12 protein-coding genes and 1 rRNA gene are annotated in these 16,164 nt (G+C 63.7%); 6 read left to right on the plus strand and 7 right to left on the minus strand.

Features of this window, described 5'->3' with window-relative positions; translation table 11 throughout:
- Window positions 1–179: 179 nt before the first annotated feature.
- Complete coding sequence (locus Q0S71_RS24540) at window positions 180–1,451, plus strand: dicarboxylate/amino acid:cation symporter (protein WP_296001546.1); 1,272 nt, start codon at window positions 180–182, stop codon at window positions 1,449–1,451.
- Between the two features lie 104 nt (window positions 1,452–1,555).
- Here the strand turns inward: Q0S71_RS24540 and Q0S71_RS24545 are convergent, their stop codons facing one another.
- Window positions 1,556–3,442 carry an ABC transporter ATP-binding protein/permease gene (locus Q0S71_RS24545; RefSeq protein WP_296001548.1) on the minus strand — a complete coding sequence of 629 codons (1,887 nt, stop codon included), beginning with the start codon at window positions 3,440–3,442 and terminating at the stop codon, window positions 1,556–1,558.
- 60 nt (window positions 3,443–3,502) lie between these two features.
- Between Q0S71_RS24545 and Q0S71_RS24550 the strand changes: the two genes are divergently transcribed.
- The 3 genes from Q0S71_RS24550 to Q0S71_RS24560 all read left to right on the plus strand — a co-directional run bounded on the left by Q0S71_RS24550 (window position 3,503) and on the right by Q0S71_RS24560 (window position 5,980).
- Window positions 3,503–3,952, plus strand: a complete 450-nt coding sequence (locus tag Q0S71_RS24550; protein ID WP_296001550.1) for an acyl-CoA thioesterase — start codon at window positions 3,503–3,505, stop codon at window positions 3,950–3,952.
- A gap of 20 nt (window positions 3,953–3,972) precedes the next feature.
- Window positions 3,973–5,562, plus strand: coding sequence for an alkaline phosphatase D family protein (locus Q0S71_RS24555; RefSeq protein WP_296001551.1), 1,590 nt, complete (start codon window positions 3,973–3,975; stop codon window positions 5,560–5,562).
- Window positions 5,563–5,641: 79 nt separating this feature from the next.
- Window positions 5,642–5,980 (plus strand): hypothetical protein, encoded by a 339-nt coding sequence (locus Q0S71_RS24560; protein WP_296001554.1) that lies wholly within the window; start codon window positions 5,642–5,644, stop codon window positions 5,978–5,980.
- Window positions 5,981–5,998: 18 nt separating this feature from the next.
- Here the strand turns inward: Q0S71_RS24560 and Q0S71_RS24565 are convergent, their stop codons facing one another.
- The 4 genes from Q0S71_RS24565 to Q0S71_RS24580 all read right to left on the minus strand — a co-directional run bounded on the left by Q0S71_RS24565 (window position 5,999) and on the right by Q0S71_RS24580 (window position 12,908).
- Entirely contained in the window at window positions 5,999–7,669 is a 1,671-nt protein-coding gene (locus Q0S71_RS24565) for a long-chain-fatty-acid--CoA ligase (RefSeq protein ID WP_296001555.1), read from the minus strand.
- Window positions 7,670–7,784: 115 nt separating this feature from the next.
- Window positions 7,785–9,479, minus strand: coding sequence for a long-chain fatty acid--CoA ligase (locus tag Q0S71_RS24570; protein ID WP_296001558.1), 1,695 nt, complete (start codon window positions 9,477–9,479; stop codon window positions 7,785–7,787).
- Window positions 9,480–9,689: 210 nt separating this feature from the next.
- Window positions 9,690–10,820: an aminopeptidase gene (locus Q0S71_RS24575; RefSeq protein WP_296001560.1), complete on the minus strand. Its 1,131-nt coding sequence runs from the start codon at window positions 10,818–10,820 to the stop codon at window positions 9,690–9,692.
- A 9-nt stretch (window positions 10,821–10,829) separates the two neighbouring features.
- Entirely contained in the window at window positions 10,830–12,908 is a 2,079-nt protein-coding gene (locus tag Q0S71_RS24580; RefSeq protein ID WP_296001562.1) for a molybdopterin oxidoreductase family protein, read from the minus strand.
- A 180-nt stretch (window positions 12,909–13,088) separates the two neighbouring features.
- On the opposite strand from Q0S71_RS24580, the gene Q0S71_RS24585 reads away from it, so the two are divergent.
- Window positions 13,089–14,285 (plus strand): M20 aminoacylase family protein, encoded by a 1,197-nt coding sequence (locus tag Q0S71_RS24585; RefSeq protein WP_296001564.1) that lies wholly within the window; start codon window positions 13,089–13,091, stop codon window positions 14,283–14,285.
- A gap of 15 nt (window positions 14,286–14,300) precedes the next feature.
- Here the strand turns inward: Q0S71_RS24585 and Q0S71_RS24590 are convergent, their stop codons facing one another.
- Complete coding sequence (locus Q0S71_RS24590) at window positions 14,301–15,191, minus strand: NAD(P)-dependent oxidoreductase (protein WP_296001566.1); 891 nt, start codon at window positions 15,189–15,191, stop codon at window positions 14,301–14,303.
- Between the two features lie 145 nt (window positions 15,192–15,336).
- Here Q0S71_RS24590 and Q0S71_RS24595 point away from each other — a divergent pair, with 145 nt between their 5' ends.
- On the plus strand, window positions 15,337–15,882 hold the full coding sequence (locus Q0S71_RS24595) for an acyloxyacyl hydrolase (protein ID WP_296001568.1): 546 nt from the start codon (window positions 15,337–15,339) through the stop codon (window positions 15,880–15,882).
- 150 nt (window positions 15,883–16,032) lie between these two features.
- On the opposite strand, the gene rrf is transcribed toward Q0S71_RS24595, so the two are convergent.
- A 5S ribosomal RNA gene (gene rrf, locus Q0S71_RS24600) occupies window positions 16,033–16,145 on the minus strand.
- Window positions 16,146–16,164 lie beyond the last annotated feature (19 nt).

The following is a 16,164-nucleotide window of genomic DNA, read 5'->3' on the forward strand; positions in this document are numbered from 1 at the left end:
CAAGGATACTGCGGAACTTGCTCATAGTTTCATCAGTATGATGGCCGATTTAACAACCGCCTGCCGATGCTCAGACCCGCCATACCGAGCGCGAGACACTATTTTGCCCGATAATGCGCGCCGGCTGGCCGCTTCCGCGCCGCCGACGTCCAGCGAGACACTACCACAGGAATCAGAATATGAAACAACAAAGCAGCAGCGGCGGTCGCAGCAAACTCACCACCTACATCCTGATCGCGCTGGCGCTCGGCATCTTCGCCGGCTATCTGGCCAACGCCAACCTGAACGACCCCGCCGGTTTCGCCGACACGATGTCGCTGGTGACGACGCTGTTCCTGCGCCTGATTAAAATGATCATCGCGCCGCTGGTGTTTTCGACGCTGGTGGTGGGCATCGCCAAGATGGGCGACGCCAGCGAAGTGGGACGCATCGGCATCAAGACGCTGGGCTGGTTCTTCCTGGCGTCGCTGATGTCGCTGACGCTGGGCCTGGTGCTGGTGAATCTGATGCGCCCGGGCGACGCCCTGGTCGGCCACCTGTCGGCCGCCATCGCGCCGACCGACCTGACGGCCAGCGGCCTGTCGCTCAAGGAATTCATCACCCACCTGGTGCCGGCCTCCATCGTCGAAGGCATGAGCAAGAACGAGATTTTGCAGATCGTCGTCTTCTCGCTGTTCTTCGGCTCGGCCGCCGCCGCCATCGGCGCCAAGGCCGAACCGCTGGTGGCCGTGCTCGAAAGCGTGGCCAATGTGATGCTGAAGGTGACCGGCTACGTGATGCAGTTCGCGCCCTTCGCCGTGTTCGCGGCGGTGGCCGGCGTGATCGGCAAGAGCGGCCTCGGTGTGCTGCAAACCTATGGCGTGTTCATGGCCGAATTCTACTTCGGCATCGCGCTGCTGTGGGCACTGCTGATCGTGATCGGCTTCCTGTTCCTCGGCCCGCGCGTGTTCACGCTGATGGCCGAGATGCGGGGACCGGCGCTGCTGGCCTTCTCCACCGCGTCGAGCGAGGCGGCCTTCCCGAAAACGCTGGAGGGCCTGGAGCGCTTCGGCGTGCGCAGCCGCATCGCCGCCTTCGTGCTGCCCATCGGTTACTCCTTCAACCTGGACGGCTCGATGATGTACTGCACCTTCGGCACCGTCTTCATCGCGCAGGCCTACGGCATCGAGATGACGCTGGGCCAGCAGATGACGATGATGATGGTGCTGATGCTGACCTCCAAGGGCATGGCCGGCGTGCCGCGCGCGTCGCTGGTGGTGATCGCCGCCACGCTGGGCCAGTTCCACATTCCGGAGGCCGGCCTGGTGCTGCTGATCGGGATCGACCACTTCCTCGACATGGCGCGTTCGGCCACCAATGTGATCGGCAACGCCATCGCGACGGCGGTGGTGGCCAAGTGGGAGGGCGAGTTGAGCAACCCGGCCGAGCGGGACCTGGCGCGCGCCGCCTGACGGCATCAATGGTATAAACCATATAAATCGTATAAACCGTATCAACAAAAAGGCTGCCACGGCAGCCTTTTTTACGTCCGCGCGGTTGGCGCCCCCGGCTCGGCTTATTGCGCCGCGTCGGCCACCTCGGCGCCGGCGTCGGACGCGGCCTGCTCCTCGTCGGCGCGGGCCTGCTGCCGCTGCCACATCTGCGCGTACATGCCGTCCAGCGCCAGCAAGGACTGGTGCGTGCCGCGTTCGACGATGCGGCCGTGGTCGAGCACCAGGATCTGCTGGGCGTCGGCCACCGTCGACAAGCGGTGGGCGATGACCAGCGTGGTGCGGCTCTTGGCGATTTCCTTGAGCTGCGCCTGGATCGCCTGCTCGGCGCGCGAATCGAGCGCCGACGTGGCTTCGTCGAAGATCAGGATGGCCGGATTTTTCAGCAGGGTGCGGGCGATGGCGACGCGCTGCTTCTCGCCACCGGACAGCTTCAGACCGCGCTCGCCGACCATGGAGCCGTAACCGTCGGGCAGGCTCTCGATGAAGTCGTGGATGGACGCCGCCTTGGCCGCGGCGATGATGTCGTCCTTGCTCGAACCGGGTTTGCCGTAGGCGATGTTGTACTCGATGGTGTCGTTGAACAGCACCGTATCCTGCGGCACGATGCCGATCGCGTGGCGCAGCGAATCCTGCGTGACCGCGCGCAGGTCCTGGCCGTCGATGGTGATGGCGCCGGCGTTCACTTCGTAGAAGCGGTACAGCAGCCGCGATAGCGTCGACTTGCCCGAACCGCTGTGGCCCACCACCGCCGTCGTGGTGCCGGCGGCGATGGTGAAGTCGACGTCGAACAGGATCTGGCGCTTGGCCTCGTAGCTGAACTGGACGTGCTGGAAGCGCACCTGCGCGCCGCCGTAGGTGGCCAGCGGCTGGGCGTCCGGTGCGTCGGCCACTTCGCGGTTCTGGTCCAGCAGCGCGAACAGTTTTTCGATGTCGGCCAGGCTTTGCGTGATCTCGCGGTAGATCACGCCGAGGAAGTTGAGCGGCACGTACAGCTGCAGCATGAAGGAATTGACCAGCACCAGATCGCCCAGCGTCATCTTGTGGTCGATCACGCCCTGCGTGGCGCGCCACAAGATCAGCGTGACGGCGGTGGCGATGATGAGCGACTGGCCGGTGTTGAGCAGCGACAGCGAGGTCTGCGACTTGACGGCGGCGGTCTCGAAACTCTGCAGGCCTTCGTCGTAGCGCTGCGCCTCGTATTCTTCGTTGCCGAAGTATTTGACGGTCTCGTAGTTGATCAGCGAGTCGATGGCCTTGGTATTGGCCTTGGAATCGAGTTCGTTCATGGTGCGGCGGAAGTGCGTGCGCCAGTTGGTGACGGTGATGGTGAACGAAATGTACAGGAACAGCGCGACGGCCGTGATGACGGAGAACCAGATGTCGTAGTGGGTGACGAGGTAGGCCAGCACCAGCGTGATCTCGACCAGCGTCGGCAAGATATTAAACAGCGTGTACGAAATGAGCGAGCCGACGCCGCGCGTGCCGCGCTCGATGTCGCGCGTCATGCCGCCGGTTTGGCGGTTCAGGTGGAAGCGCAACGACAGCGCGTGCAGGTGGCGGAACACCTTGAGCGCGATGGTGCGCACGGCGCGCTGCGTGACGCGCGCGAACAGGAATTCGCGCAGCTCCGTGAAGACCGTCATCGACAGTCGCAGCAGGCCGTAGGTGACCAGCGCGGCCAGCGGCAGGATCAGCAGCGCATGCGGATCGTCAGGCTTGTAGCTGACCTGGTCGATCAGTTTTTTCATCACCACCGGCACGCCGATGTTGGCGGCCTTGGCGCCGATCAGGCAGACCATGGCCGCCAGCACGCGCCATTTGTAGACCCATAGATAAGGCAGCAAGGTTTGCAAGGTGCTCAAATCGCTGCGCGCGGGTTTGGCGGCGGCGGTGGCGGAGGTGGCGGCCGACGAGGCGGCGGAAGTCGAAGCGGGAGGGTAACGGCGCATGGCGGAGGTCTGCTTTTTATGGTTCAATCTGTCCAATTGTAGCCCTTCACGAGAATTCACATGACCACGCCGTCCACGCCCGATAAAACCGCCCCTCCCGCCAACGCCAACATCGGCCTGCCGCCGGGGAAAATGCCGGAGCTGCGCATGGCGCCGGCGCCGTCCGACGCCAACATCTACGGCGACGTGTTCGGCGGCTGGATCATGGCGCAGGTCGACATCGCCGGTTCGCTGCCGGCCACGCGCCGCGCCAACGGCCGCGTCGCGACGATTTCGGTGAACTCCTTCGTGTTCAAGCATCCCGTGTTCGTCGGCGACATCTTGTCGTTCTATGCCGACGTCGTCCGGGTCGGCACCACCTCCATCACCGTCAACGTCGAGGTCTACGCCGAGCGTAACCGGCTGCAGACCTGCACCGTCAAGGTCACCGAGGCCACGCTCACTTATGTCGCCACCGATTCCAATCGCAAGCCACGTCCGGTGCCGCCGATTGAAACGCTGATCTCTTGAACGAAAGCGGCCGCTGATACATGGACAGCCGGCGCCGCGTCTTCCTGCTCAAGGCCGGCCGCGCCGCGTCGTTGGCCACCCTGGCCGACCTGGCCCTGCCCTGGCCGGCGGCCGCCGCGCGCGACGCCATCGGCAACGGCGCCTATCCGTTCAGCCTCGGCGTCGCATCGGGTTCGCCGCTGCCGGACGCGGTGGTGATCTGGACCCGCATCCTGCACGATCCGCTCAACGCCGCCGCGACCGCGCCGCTGGCCTACCCGGTGCGCTGGGAGGTGGCGGAAGATGAGGGCTTCCGCAGCGTCGTCGCGAGCGGCACGGCCAGCGCCACGCCGGCGCTGGCGCACAGCGTGCATGTCGACGTCACCGGCCTGGCGCCGGCGCGCTGGTACTGGTACCGCTTCATGCTGGGCGCGGCCGTCAGCGCGGTCGGCCGCACCCGCACCGCGCCGGCGCCGGACGCGCTGCCGGCGGCGCTGACGCTGGCCGTCGGCTCCTGCCAGCACTGGGAGTTCGGCAGCTACGCCGCGCACCGCCACATCGCGGCGGCGGCGCCGGACCTGGTGGCCTTCGTCGGCGATTATATTTACGAGTGGGGACCGTACCAGCTGCGCCATCCGGGCCTGGCGGTGCGCACGGCGGAGAGCTTTACGCTGGCCGAGTACCGGGCCCGCTATGCGCAATATAAAAGCGATCCCGATTTGCAGGCCGCGCACCATGCGGCGCCGTGGATCGTGACGTGGGACGATCATGAAGTGGCCAACGATTACGCCGACGACCGCGATGAGCGGCTCGACCCGCATTTCATTGAGCGGCGCGCGGCGGCGTACCAGGCCTTTTACGAGCACATGCCGCTGCGCGTGGCGCCGCCGGCCAGCGGCGACTTCGCGCACCTGCGCATGTATCAGCGCTACGACTGGGGGCGGCTGGCGCGCTTCCACGTGCTCGACGACCGCCAGTACCGCGCCTATCACGCCTGCCAGCCCGCGGGACGCGGCGGTTCCAGCTCGGTCTATCTGCGCGACTGTCCGGCCCTGCTCGACGAGCGCCGCACCATGCTGGGCGCGGCGCAGCAGCAGTGGTTGGCGCAGGGTTTGCAGACGTCCCGGGCGCGCTGGAATATCCTGACCCAGCAGACGCTGATGGCGCCCGACAGCCAGGTGCCGGTGCTGCGCGCCGACGATGGCCGCTACTGGACCGATGGCTGGGATGGTTATCCGATGGCGCGCCAGCACCTGCTCGACGCCCTGCACGACAGCGGCGCCGCCAACCCGCTGGTCATCGGCGGCGACGTCCACACCTTTTACGCGGCCGAGCTGCACCGCGACGCGCTGCGCTTCGACGCCGCGCGCAATCCGGTGATCGCGACGGAATTTTGCGGCACCTCGATCACGTCGACCTCGCGGCCGCAGGAGCGCACGGCGCAATTGGTGGCGATGAATCCGCACATCAAATTCGGCCGCAGCGACAGGCGCGGCTTCATGCTGCTCACTATCACGCCGCAAGCAACGACGACGCTGTTCCAGGCGCTGGACGACGTCCACGATCCGGCGTCGGCGCTGTCCACGCTGGCCAGTTTCGTCGTGCGCGATGGCCGGCCGGGCATCGCCTAAGGACCCGCGCCAACGCCGGCACTTGAATTGACGCCGGCGCGACCTATACTGCCTACAGCATTTTGTTCAGGAGGATGCCATGCTAAGAGTGAGCAGCGATACCGTCGCACAGAGGCTCGATGAGTTGGTTCATCTGGCGCTGACGCAGTCGGTAGTCATAGAAAAGCCGCGGCACGAAACCGTGGTCATGCTGTCGCTTGATGAATTCGAACGCCTGCAAGCGCTCGACGACGCCTATCTGGCCGGCTGCGCGCGGCGCGCCAACAAGGAAGGCTATGTCGACCATGACCACGAAATCCGCCAGCGTCTGGCGGCGGCCATGAATGCAAGACGGCTGGGTCGCCATGGCGAGCCGGCCGTCCAGTCTGACCTCGAACGTGAAGCGGCGGCGAACACCGCGCCGGCCGGCCATCACTGATACGATACGGAGGCCGCTTTACGCGGCCTTCTTTTCATCGCGCAGCTGGCGCCGCAGGATCTTGCCGACGTTGGTCTTCGGCAGCTCGTCGCGGAACTCGATGTACTTCGGCTTTTTATAAGCCGTCAGCTCGTGCTTGCAAAAATCGAGCAGCATCTCGGCCGTCAAATTCGGATCCTTGCGCACCACGAACAGCTTGACGGCCTCGCCGGAATTCTTGTCCGGCACGCCGATGCACGCCACTTCCAGCACGCCCGGATGGCCGGCGATCACGCCTTCGACTTCGTTCGGGTAGACGTTGAAGCCGGAGACGATAATCATGTCCTTCTTGCGGTCGACGATGCGGGTGTAGCCGCGCTCGTCCATGATGCCGACGTCGCCGGTCTTGAAAAAGCCATCGACCGTCATCGACTTGGCGGTCTCGTCGTCGCGCTGCCAGTAGCCGGCCATCACCTGCGGGCCGCGGATGGCGATCTCGCCCGGCTGGCCGTAGGGCAGCGCGACGCCGTCGTCGTCCAGGATCTGGATCTCGGTCGACGGAATCGGCAGGCCGATGGTGCCGGTGAATTCCTTGATGTCGACGCGGTTGGCGGTGGCCACCGGCGACGTTTCCGACAAGCCGTAGCCTTCGATGATGGGCGTGCCCGTCAGCTTGAGCCAGCGGTCGGCCACGACCTGTTGCACGGCCATGCCGCCGCCATTGCAAATCTTGTAGCTGGAAAAGTCGAGCTTGGCGAACTCGGCGTTGTTGAGCAGCGCGTTGTACAGCGTGTTCACGGCCGGGAACACCGCGACGCGGTACTTGGCCAGTTCCTTGACGAAGCCGGCGATGTCGCGAGGATTCGGAATCAGCAGGTTCAGGCCGCCCATGCGCATGCCCATGAAGGCGCTGACCGTCAGCGAATAGATGTGGTACAGCGGCAGCGCGCACACGAAGACGATTTGCTCGCCCTGGGTCGGCATTTGCAGCCAGGCCTCGTTTTGCAGCACGTTGGCGATGATGTTACGGTGCAGCAGCACGGCGCCCTTGGACACGCCGGTGGTGCCGCCCGTGTATTGCAGGAAGGCGATATCGTCGTGCCCCTGCTTGGCCGGCTGCAAGCTCAGGTGCGCGGCCTCGCGCATCATTTTATTGAAGGTGATGGAACCGGGCAGCGAAAACGCCGGCACCAGCTTCTTGACCTTGCGCACCACCAGGTTGACGATCATGCCCTTCAGGCCGCCCAACATATCGCCCATGGTGGCGACGATCACGTGCTTGACCTGGGTGTGGACCAGCACCTGCTCGACCGTGGTGGCGAAGTTTTCCAGCACGATGATGGCTTCGGCGCCGGAATCGATCAGCTGGTGCTGCAATTCGCGCGGCGTGTACAGCGGGTTGACGTTGACGACGATGTAGCCGGCGCGCAACGCGGCGACCATGGCCACCGGATATTGCAGCACGTTGGGCAACATGATGGCGATGCGCGCGCCCGGCTTGAGGCCCTTGCTTTGCAGCCAGGCGCCCATGTTCTGCGACATACGGTCCAGCTCGCCGAACGTGAGGAACTTGTCCATGCACACATAGGCGTTGCGGTCGGCAAACTTGCGGAACGCCTCTTCAAACAGATGTGTGATCGAACGGTATTGCGTGCTGTCGATTTCCGCCGGCACGCCCTCGGGGTACGACTTCAGCCAAACTTTGTCCATCTCTTGCCTCATCTTTCATGGGGCGGCGCGGGCCTGAGCCGTGCCGCAGGGTTGCTCGTCCTACATAAAAAAACCGCCTGGCCGGCAGGCGGTTGGACCTGGTCCATCGTGGCGCTTACGCCGCTTTCCTGTGCGCCGGCCGCTCGTCGCGCAACACCCGGCGCAGGATTTTCCCGACGTTGGTCTTGGGCAGTTCCTCGCGGAACTCGATGTATTTCGGCTTTTTATAGCCGGTCAGCTGTTCCTTGCAATACGCCATCAGCTGTTCGGCCGTCAGATTAGCATCCTTGCGCACCACAAACACTTTAACCGCTTCGCCCGAATGCTCGTCCGGCACGCCGATGCAAGCGCATTCGAGCACGCCCGGATGGGCCGCGATCACGCCTTCGAGCTCGTTCGGATACACATTGAAGCCCGAGACCAGTATCATATCTTTCTTGCGGTCCACGATCTTGACGTAGCCGTGCTCATCGATCACGCCGATGTCGCCCGATTTGAAATAGCCGTCCGGCGTCATCACCTTGGCGGTCTCGTCCGGACGGTTCCAATAGCCGGCCATCACTTGCGGGCCGCGGATGGCGATCTCGCCGGGCGTGCCCGGCGGCACCGGCCGGCCGTCGTCGTCCAGGATCGCGATCTCGGTCGACGGCAGCGGCAAGCCTATGGTGCCGGAAAAACTGGTGCTGTCGGCGCGGTTGCAGGTGGCCGTGGGCGACGTTTCGGACAAGCCATACCCTTCGATGATGGCGATGCCGGTCAGCTTGAGCCACTTGTCGTTGACGGTTTGCTGCACGGCCATGCCGCCGCCGTTGGCCATTTTAAGGCCGGAAAAGTCCAGCTTGGCGAATTCCGGATGGTTCAGCAGCGCGTTGTACAGGGTGTTGACCGCCGGCAGCATATTGAATTTGTACTTGGCGAGTTCCTTGATGAAGCCGCCGATATCGCGCGGATTCGGGATCAGCACGTTGAGCGCGCCCATGCGCATGCCCCACATGGCGCAGGCCGTCAGCGCGAAGATGTGATACAGCGGCAAGGCGCAGACGATGGTCAGCGCCTCGCTGTCCGGCTCGTTTTGCAGGGCCGGCCGGGCCCACGCCTCGGTCTGGATCAAATTGGCGACGATGTTACGGTGCGTCAGCACGGCGCCCTTGGAAACGCCCGTGGTGCCGCCCGTGTATTGCAGGAAAGCGGGATCGTTGGGCTGCAAATCGACCGGGGTCAGCCGCATATTGCCGCCCGTCGCCAGCGCCTCCTTGAAGCGGACCGCGTTCGGCAGCGAAAACGGCGGCACCATTTTCTTGACGTTGCGCACCACGAAATTGACCAGCATGCCCTTGGCGCCGCCCAGCATCTCGCCCATGCTGGCGACGACGATGTGCTTGACCGGCGTGCGGCCCAGCACCTGCTCGAGCGTGGTCGCGAAGTTTTCCAGGATGATGATGGCGGTGGCGCCGGAATCGATCAGCTGATGCTCGAGCTCGCGCGGCGTGTACAGGGGATTGATGTTGACCACGGTATAGCCGGCCCGCAAGATGGCGGCGATGGCGACCGGATATTGCAGCACATTGGGCATCATGATGGCCACGCGCGCGCCTTGCTTCAAGCCACGGCCCTGCAACCAGGCCCCGAGGCGCCGGGAGTAGGCGTCGAGTTCGGCATAGCTGAGGAATTTATCCATGCAGACGTAGGCCTGACGGTCCGCAAACTTGTGAAACGATGCTTCCAGCAGCTCCACCAACGATTGATATTGATCAGGATCAATTTCCGCAGGGACGCCGGGGGGATACGACTTCAACCAGATTTTTTCCATCCTGTGCCTCGTCTCGTAATTATTAACAACGTTTGGTGCTCGGCGCACAGTGCCGGCCCGTTTTTTTCTTGCTACAGCGAAAAATACCGTGAAAATAGTACGCTCGTGCGCAAATATGAATACGATGCTAGCGGACTCGGCCTCAGGATGCAAACGGTTTTAGCGTTTTCGAACACCTCTTCCATTTGTCGGCCGCGCCGCGCCGCAACATCACTGGGCGGCCGGCGCCGCCTCCGGCTTGATCGCCACCGTCGCCGCCGTATTCACCGACACGGGCTGGCCCAGTTGCACCAGCGTCGCTTCCCGTTCGGATGTGGGCTCGGCCGCCAGCCTGCGCACCGCGGCATAGAAGCGCGGAAAGGTTTTCTCCCGTTCCAGCAGGGTGCGGAAGCCGGGCAGGAAATCATTATAGGTAGCCACCGAAGCGAGGTGCGCATTGGTCAGCGGCTCGGCGAACCAGCGGTCGTAGCCGGCGTAACCGCCCCAGCTCTCCTTCAATTTCACATAGTCCGCCTTCAGGGCGATGAAGATGCGGGCCTTTTCCTCGCGCTTGTGCTTGTCGCTGGCCTTGCGCGCATAGTTGGCGGCCAGCAGCTTGCGTTGCTTGACCAGCAGGGCCAGAAAGTCTTGCCGGCGCACGCTGTAGCGCGTGTAATCGGCGCGCATGGCGTCGCTGCCGTACATGTCCAGCCACAGGTGGACGCCGGCCTCCTCGACCGAGGTGGCGAAGGCTTCGTTGAACTGGGAATCGCCGGCCACGTAGACCACCTGGTGCGCCAGTTCATGGAAGACCATGCGCGCCAGTTCGGCATCGGAATAGTTGATGAAGGTCGACAACAGCGGATCGCTGAACCAGCCCAGCGTCGAATAGGCCGGCACGCCGCCGACCTGGACGTCGTCGCCTTCGGCGCGCAGCTCGGCGGCGTAGGCCATCGCATCTTGCTTGCTGTAATAGCCGCGGTAGCTGACGCAGCCGGCGATCGGGAAGCACCACTGTATCGGCCGCAGCGACAGTTCCGGCGTCGCCACCACATTCCACAGCACGAAGGGGCGCGACAGGGCGGCGTAGTTTTTATAGCTGGCGTTGTCTGGCAGGCCCAGCTGGCGCACCGCGAAGCGCCGTATCAGCAGCGCTTTTTCCAGCCGCGCCTTGAGCACGGGGTCGGTGGCCGGGTCGCCCAGCCAGTCATCGATGGGGCGGGCGTCCGACCACAGCGCGTACTGGCCCTGGGCCGCCTGGAAGTAATACTGGAGCTGCGCGCAGCCGGCCAGGATGAGCGCGATACCGCCCGCCGCCAGCCAATACCGGGCACGAATGATGGGGCTGACAAAATTGCGCATATAAGACTCTCACGCGGCGGCTCTTTCGACCTGTACCAGTGTATCGTAAAAAGTTGGCGCACGGCCCATATCGGTCAGGCGCTGGCTCGTCACTTCATTGACGTTCTTGCCGTCGCTGGCCATTTTCTTCCACCACACGGACAAGCCCACCACCAGGCCCGGCCGGGCCTTGGTCGTGACGCGGGCCTTGGCGACGAAGGACCCCCTATCGTTGAAGATGCGTACCATTTCGCCGTCGTTGATGCCGCGCGCCGTGCAATCGTCGGGATGCATGTCCAGGTAGGGCTCGGTCTCGCCGGCGCGCAAGCTCTTGACGTTGACGAAGGTGGAGTTGAGAAAATTGCGCGCCGGCGGGGAAATCATGGCCAGCGGATACTTCGCCGCCAATGCCGGATTGCTGGCCGGTGATTCATAGGGCGCGATATAGTCGGGCAAGGGATCGAGGCCGTCGGCCAGCATCCGCGCCGAGTAAAACTCGCACTTTCCGGACGGCGTGGGGAAGCCGCCCTGGGCGAACGGCGCATCGGGCACGTTCAGCTTTTGCCAGCCTTTTTGCTTGAGCGCATCCCAGTCGAAATTGACGGCGCGCACGTCCTTGGCGTGGAAGGCTTGGGCCGCCAGCTCGTCATCGCTTTCCTTGAAGCAGGGATCGTCATAGCCCATGCGCGCGGCGATCAGGCGGAAGATTTCCGTGTTGGCCTTGGCCTCGCCCATGGGCGCGATCGCCGCGTTGTTCGCCATCATGTACAGGTGGCCGTAGGCGGTGTGGGCGTCGATGTGTTCCAGTTGCGTCGTCGCCGGCAGCACGATGTCGGCGTAGTCGACGGTGTCGGTCTGGAAATGCTCGAGCACCACGGTGAACAAATCTTCGCGCGCGAAGCCGGCCGCGACTTTGGTGGAATCGGGCGCGACGGCGACCGGGTTGGAATTGTAGACGATCACGGCTTCCACTTGCGGGCCGAACTCCGGCGATGCGGGGCGCAGCAAATCGTCGCCGATGGTGCTCATATTGATGGTGCGCGGCTGGCCCTGCAGCAAGTCCGGCCGCTGCAAGGCGGCCTTGTTGGTCGGGAAGGAACCCGAGGACGACAGCTGGATGCCGCCGGCCGCGTGGCGCCAGGCGCCGACCAGCGCCGGCAGGCAAGCCATATTGCGTACCGCCATGCCGCCGCCGCGCACGCGCTGCACGCCGTAATTGGTGCGGATGGCGACCGGCTCGCCGGCCTTGGCCATGCCGCCGTAAAGCCGCGCCAGCTCGACCACTTCGGCCACGCTGATGCCGCAGGTGTCGGCCGTGCGTTGCGGCGTCCATGCGGCGGCGCGCTGCTTGAGCTGCTCGAAGCCCAGCGTGTGTTGCGCGATGTAATCATGGTCGAGCAAGTCTTCGGCGATCAGCACGTGCATCAGGCCCAGGGCCAGCGCCGAATCGGTGCCGGGCAGCAACGCGATTTGCTGGTGGCATTTCTCGGCCGTCAGCGAGCGGTAGGGATCGATGGCGATCAACCTGGCGCCGCGGCGCTTGGCTTCCTGCGCGCGGGTCCAGAAATGCAGATTGGACGCGACCGGGTTGCCGCCCCAGATCAGGATCAGTTTGGCGTTCTGGAACTGTTCCAGATCGGTGCCGATCGCGCCGCCTATCGTGTATTTATAACCGGTAAAACCGGCCATCGCGCAAATGGTGCGGTCGAGCAGGGAGGCGCCTATCTTGTGGAAAAACCGTGAAGACATGGCTTCGCCCTGCAACAGGCCCATGGTGCCGCAGTAGCTGTAAGGCAAAATCGCTTCCGGCGCGCGCGCCACGATGGGCGCCAGGCGCGCCGCGATGGTGTCCAGGGCTTGGTCCCAGCTGATGCGCTCGAATTTGCCTTCGCCCTTGTTGCCGACGCGGCGCAAGGGATGGAGCAGGCGGTCGGCGTGATAGGTGCGCTCGGTGTAACGCGACACTTTGGTGCACAGCACGCCGGCCGTGGTGGGATGGTCGGGGTCGCCCTTGACCGCGGTGGCCACGCCGTCTTCGACCGTGACCAGCAAGGCGCAGGTGTCGGGGCAGTCGTGCGGGCAGACGGCGCGTACTTGTTTCGTTGTCATCAAATCGTCCAGAAAAATACCGTGCAAACCGTTATCGTAAACGATTCCATGGCAGGCGATGCGGTAGTGGCCGGCAGGCTGGATTTCCCCACCGAACACGGGCTACAATGCTTGTTCAGGTGCCCGTTTTCCACCGCACCAGGGTGGGCGGCGGCGCACGACAAAATATCGGAGACCCAGATGAAACTAGTCGATCCCATCATTGCGTTTCAATCCGAACTACAGCAAATCCGGCGCGACCTGCACGCCCATCCCGAGCTGTGCTATGAAGAACAGCGCACCTCCGACATCGTCGCCGCCAAATTGACGGAATGGGGCATCCCCGTGATCCGCGGCCTGGGCCTGACGGGCGTGGTCGGCATCATCAAGGGCGGCACGTCGGAGCGCGCCATCGGCTTGCGCGCCGACATGGATGCGCTGCCCATGCAGGAGGTCAACACCTTCGCCCACGCCTCGCGCCATCCCGGCAAGATGCACGCTTGCGGCCACGACGGCCACACGGCCATGTTGCTGGGCGCGGCCCACCATCTGGCCCAGCACCGCGATTTCGACGGCACGGTCTACCTGGTGTTCCAGCCGGCCGAGGAAGGCGGCGCCGGCGCCAAACGCATGATCGCCGACGGCTTGTTCGAGCGTTGTCCGATGGATGCGATTTACGGCATGCACAACTGGCCGGGCGCGCCGACCGGCACCCTGTCGGTGGTGCCGGGGCCGATGATGGCGTCGAGCAATGAATTCCACGTGACCGTCAAAGGCAAGGGCGCCCACGCGGCGCAACCGCACAAGGGCATCGACCCGGTGATGATCGCCGTGCAGATCGCGCAAAGCTGGCAAACCATCATCACCCGCGAAAAGAGTCCGCTCGACACGGCCGTGCTGTCGATCACCCAGATCCATGCCGGCAGCGCCACCAATGTGATACCGGACGAGGCCCGGCTGGTCGGCACCGTGCGCACCTTCACGACGCCGGTGCTCGATTTGATCGAGCACCGCATGCGCGAAATCGCCGTGCACACGGCGGCCGGCTTCGGCGCGGAAGTCGATTTCGCGTTCAAGCGCAACTATCCGCCGCTGGTCAACCATCCCAAGGAAACGGCGTTCGCGGTCGAGGTGATGAAGGCGGTGGTCGGCGCCGAGCGCGTCGACGCCCATGACGAGCCCACCATGGGCGCGGAAGACTTCGCCTTCTTCCTGCAGGCCAAGCCGGGCTGCTATGTGTTCATCGGCAATGGCGAAGGCGATCACCGCGATGGCGGCCACGGCCTCGGCCCTTGCGTGCTGCACAACGGCAGCTACGACTTCAACGACAATCTGCTGCCCATCGGTGCCAGCTTCTGGGTGCGCCTGGCGGAAATGAGTCTGCCGCTGGCGCGCTGAGCCGCAAGGCCGGCATCAAGCCAGGCGGTCCGGCCCGCTGCCCAGGCGCTGGCCGGGATTCAATTGCTCCAGGGCCAGCAGCGCGGCGGAATGGTCGGCCTGGGGATAATCCGCCGCGATCGCCTGGTAGCGCTCGGCGACCAGCTGCGTCAGCGGCAAGGCCAGACCGGCGGCCCGGGCCGCATGGAGGATGTTGTGCATGTCCTTGAGCTGCGTTTTCACCTGGCCCCCGGCAACGAAATTACGCTCCAGCATGCGCTGGCCGTGAATTTCCAATATCGTGCTGTCGGCGTAGCCGCCGCGTATCGCCGCGCGCACGGCCGCCGGATCGGCTCCGGCCGCCTGCGCCAGCAGCAATGCTTCGGCCACCACATGCAAGGTCGCGCCGACAATCAGCTGATTGCATAATTTGGCGACCTGGCCGCTACCGGCCGGCCCAACCAGCGTGGGACGCCCCATCGCCGCCAGAACGGCCTGGGCGCGCGCATAATCGGCCCCGCTGCCTCCGGCCATGATGGCCAGCGAACCGGCCTGGGCGCCACCCACACCGCCTGAGACGGGCGCATCCATGAAGTGCATGCCACGGTCCCGCAACTGCGCGTGGAATTGCTGCGCCTCCGCTTGTTTGGTGGAGCTCATGTCCACCCACAATACGCCGCTGCGCAACGCCGGCAAGGCCGCCGTCAGCACTTCGGCGACGACAGGCCCCGTCGCCAGCATCGAGATAACGAGCTCGGCGCCGCCTACCGCGTCCGCCAGCGTGGCCGCCGGCCGCGCGCCGGCCTCCGCCAGGGCGGCGGCTTTGGCGGGGCTGCGATTCCAGACCGTCACAGTGTAGCCAGCTTGCAACAGACGGCGCACCATGGGTTCACCCATCAGACCGATACCAAGAAAGCTGATTCGCATAGACAATGGCCCCCTAAAATCCTCGAAAATGTCCTCTTATACAGATTGTAACAATATCAGCGTCGCCGGAAGGAAATTCAGAACACCGGTACAATTGCGGGCATGCGTATACGTCGATATACCGTTTTTACAGAGAAAGAGAAATATGTTCGCTAAGAAATTACTGGTGGCGGCTGCCGCCATCATGGTCGCTCAGTCGGCCTTTGCTGCTGACCAGCTGATCGATTCCATGTCGGTCGACTACGCCACCTCGGCAAAAGTGCGCATGGAGCGCCTGAGCATCCAGAAAGACTGGAATGTGCATTGGTTCGAGTCCAATGGCACGCACCTGAACGGCTACTGGGATTTGACGGCCGGTACCTGGCAAGAAAAGCAGTACAAAAACGTTTCCGGCGCCCATAGAGACCTGTGGGACATTGGCCTGGATCCAGTGTTCCGTTGGGAAAACGTGAGCAAGAAGGGTATTTACTACGAAGGCGGCATCGGCGTGCACCGCTTGTCGAATCTGTATAACAACGATACCTACCGTCTGTCGACCCTGTTCCAGTTCGGCGACCACGTCGGCGTCGGCTATGTATTCGACAACAAGTGGGAAATCGGCGCCAAGGTCGAGCACTTCTCGAACGGCGGCTACCGCAAGCCTAACACCGGCATCAACTTCTTCGACGTCAAAGTGGCTTACCACTTCTGATAGCAGCTTGAAGAAACAAAAGCGCACTTCGGTGCGCTTTTTTACGCCTGAATATATTAAATGTACAGACGAAAAAAATCCCCCTCGGCACTGAACGCGATCTTGAGCGCGTTCAGGCTGAGGGGGATTTTTAACACTACTATATAACTAGCCTGACGATAACCTACTTTCACACTGGTTGCAGCACTATCATCGGCGCAAAGTTGTTTCACGGTCCTGTTCGGGATGGGAAGGGGTGGGACCAACTTGCTATGGTCATCAGGCATTGACTTGTACCGGGCC

Origin of the sequence: Rugamonas sp., assembly GCF_025354735.1 — a bacterium.
In the GTDB taxonomy this organism is placed as follows: domain Bacteria; phylum Pseudomonadota; class Gammaproteobacteria; order Burkholderiales; family Burkholderiaceae_D; genus Rugamonas.

Bases quoted from the DNA above. Each gene is read 5' to 3' on its own strand.
- Q0S71_RS24540 (WP_296001546.1), top strand. From the start codon at position 180: ATGAAACAACAAAGCAGCAGCGGCGGTCGCAGCAAACTCACCACCTAC.
- Q0S71_RS24545 (WP_296001548.1), bottom strand. From the start codon at position 3,442: ATGCGCCGTTACCCTCCCGCTTCGACTTCCGCCGCCTCGTCGGCCGCC.
- Q0S71_RS24550 (WP_296001550.1), top strand. From the start codon at position 3,503: ATGACCACGCCGTCCACGCCCGATAAAACCGCCCCTCCCGCCAACGCC.
- Q0S71_RS24555 (WP_296001551.1), top strand. From the start codon at position 3,973: ATGGACAGCCGGCGCCGCGTCTTCCTGCTCAAGGCCGGCCGCGCCGCG.
- Q0S71_RS24560 (WP_296001554.1), top strand. From the start codon at position 5,642: ATGCTAAGAGTGAGCAGCGATACCGTCGCACAGAGGCTCGATGAGTTG.
- Q0S71_RS24565 (WP_296001555.1), bottom strand. From the start codon at position 7,669: ATGGACAAAGTTTGGCTGAAGTCGTACCCCGAGGGCGTGCCGGCGGAA.
- Q0S71_RS24570 (WP_296001558.1), bottom strand. From the start codon at position 9,479: ATGGAAAAAATCTGGTTGAAGTCGTATCCCCCCGGCGTCCCTGCGGAA.
- Q0S71_RS24575 (WP_296001560.1), bottom strand. From the start codon at position 10,820: ATGCGCAATTTTGTCAGCCCCATCATTCGTGCCCGGTATTGGCTGGCG.
- Q0S71_RS24580 (WP_296001562.1), bottom strand. From the start codon at position 12,908: ATGACAACGAAACAAGTACGCGCCGTCTGCCCGCACGACTGCCCCGAC.
- Q0S71_RS24585 (WP_296001564.1), top strand. From the start codon at position 13,089: ATGAAACTAGTCGATCCCATCATTGCGTTTCAATCCGAACTACAGCAA.
- Q0S71_RS24590 (WP_296001566.1), bottom strand. From the start codon at position 15,191: ATGCGAATCAGCTTTCTTGGTATCGGTCTGATGGGTGAACCCATGGTG.
- Q0S71_RS24595 (WP_296001568.1), top strand. From the start codon at position 15,337: ATGTTCGCTAAGAAATTACTGGTGGCGGCTGCCGCCATCATGGTCGCT.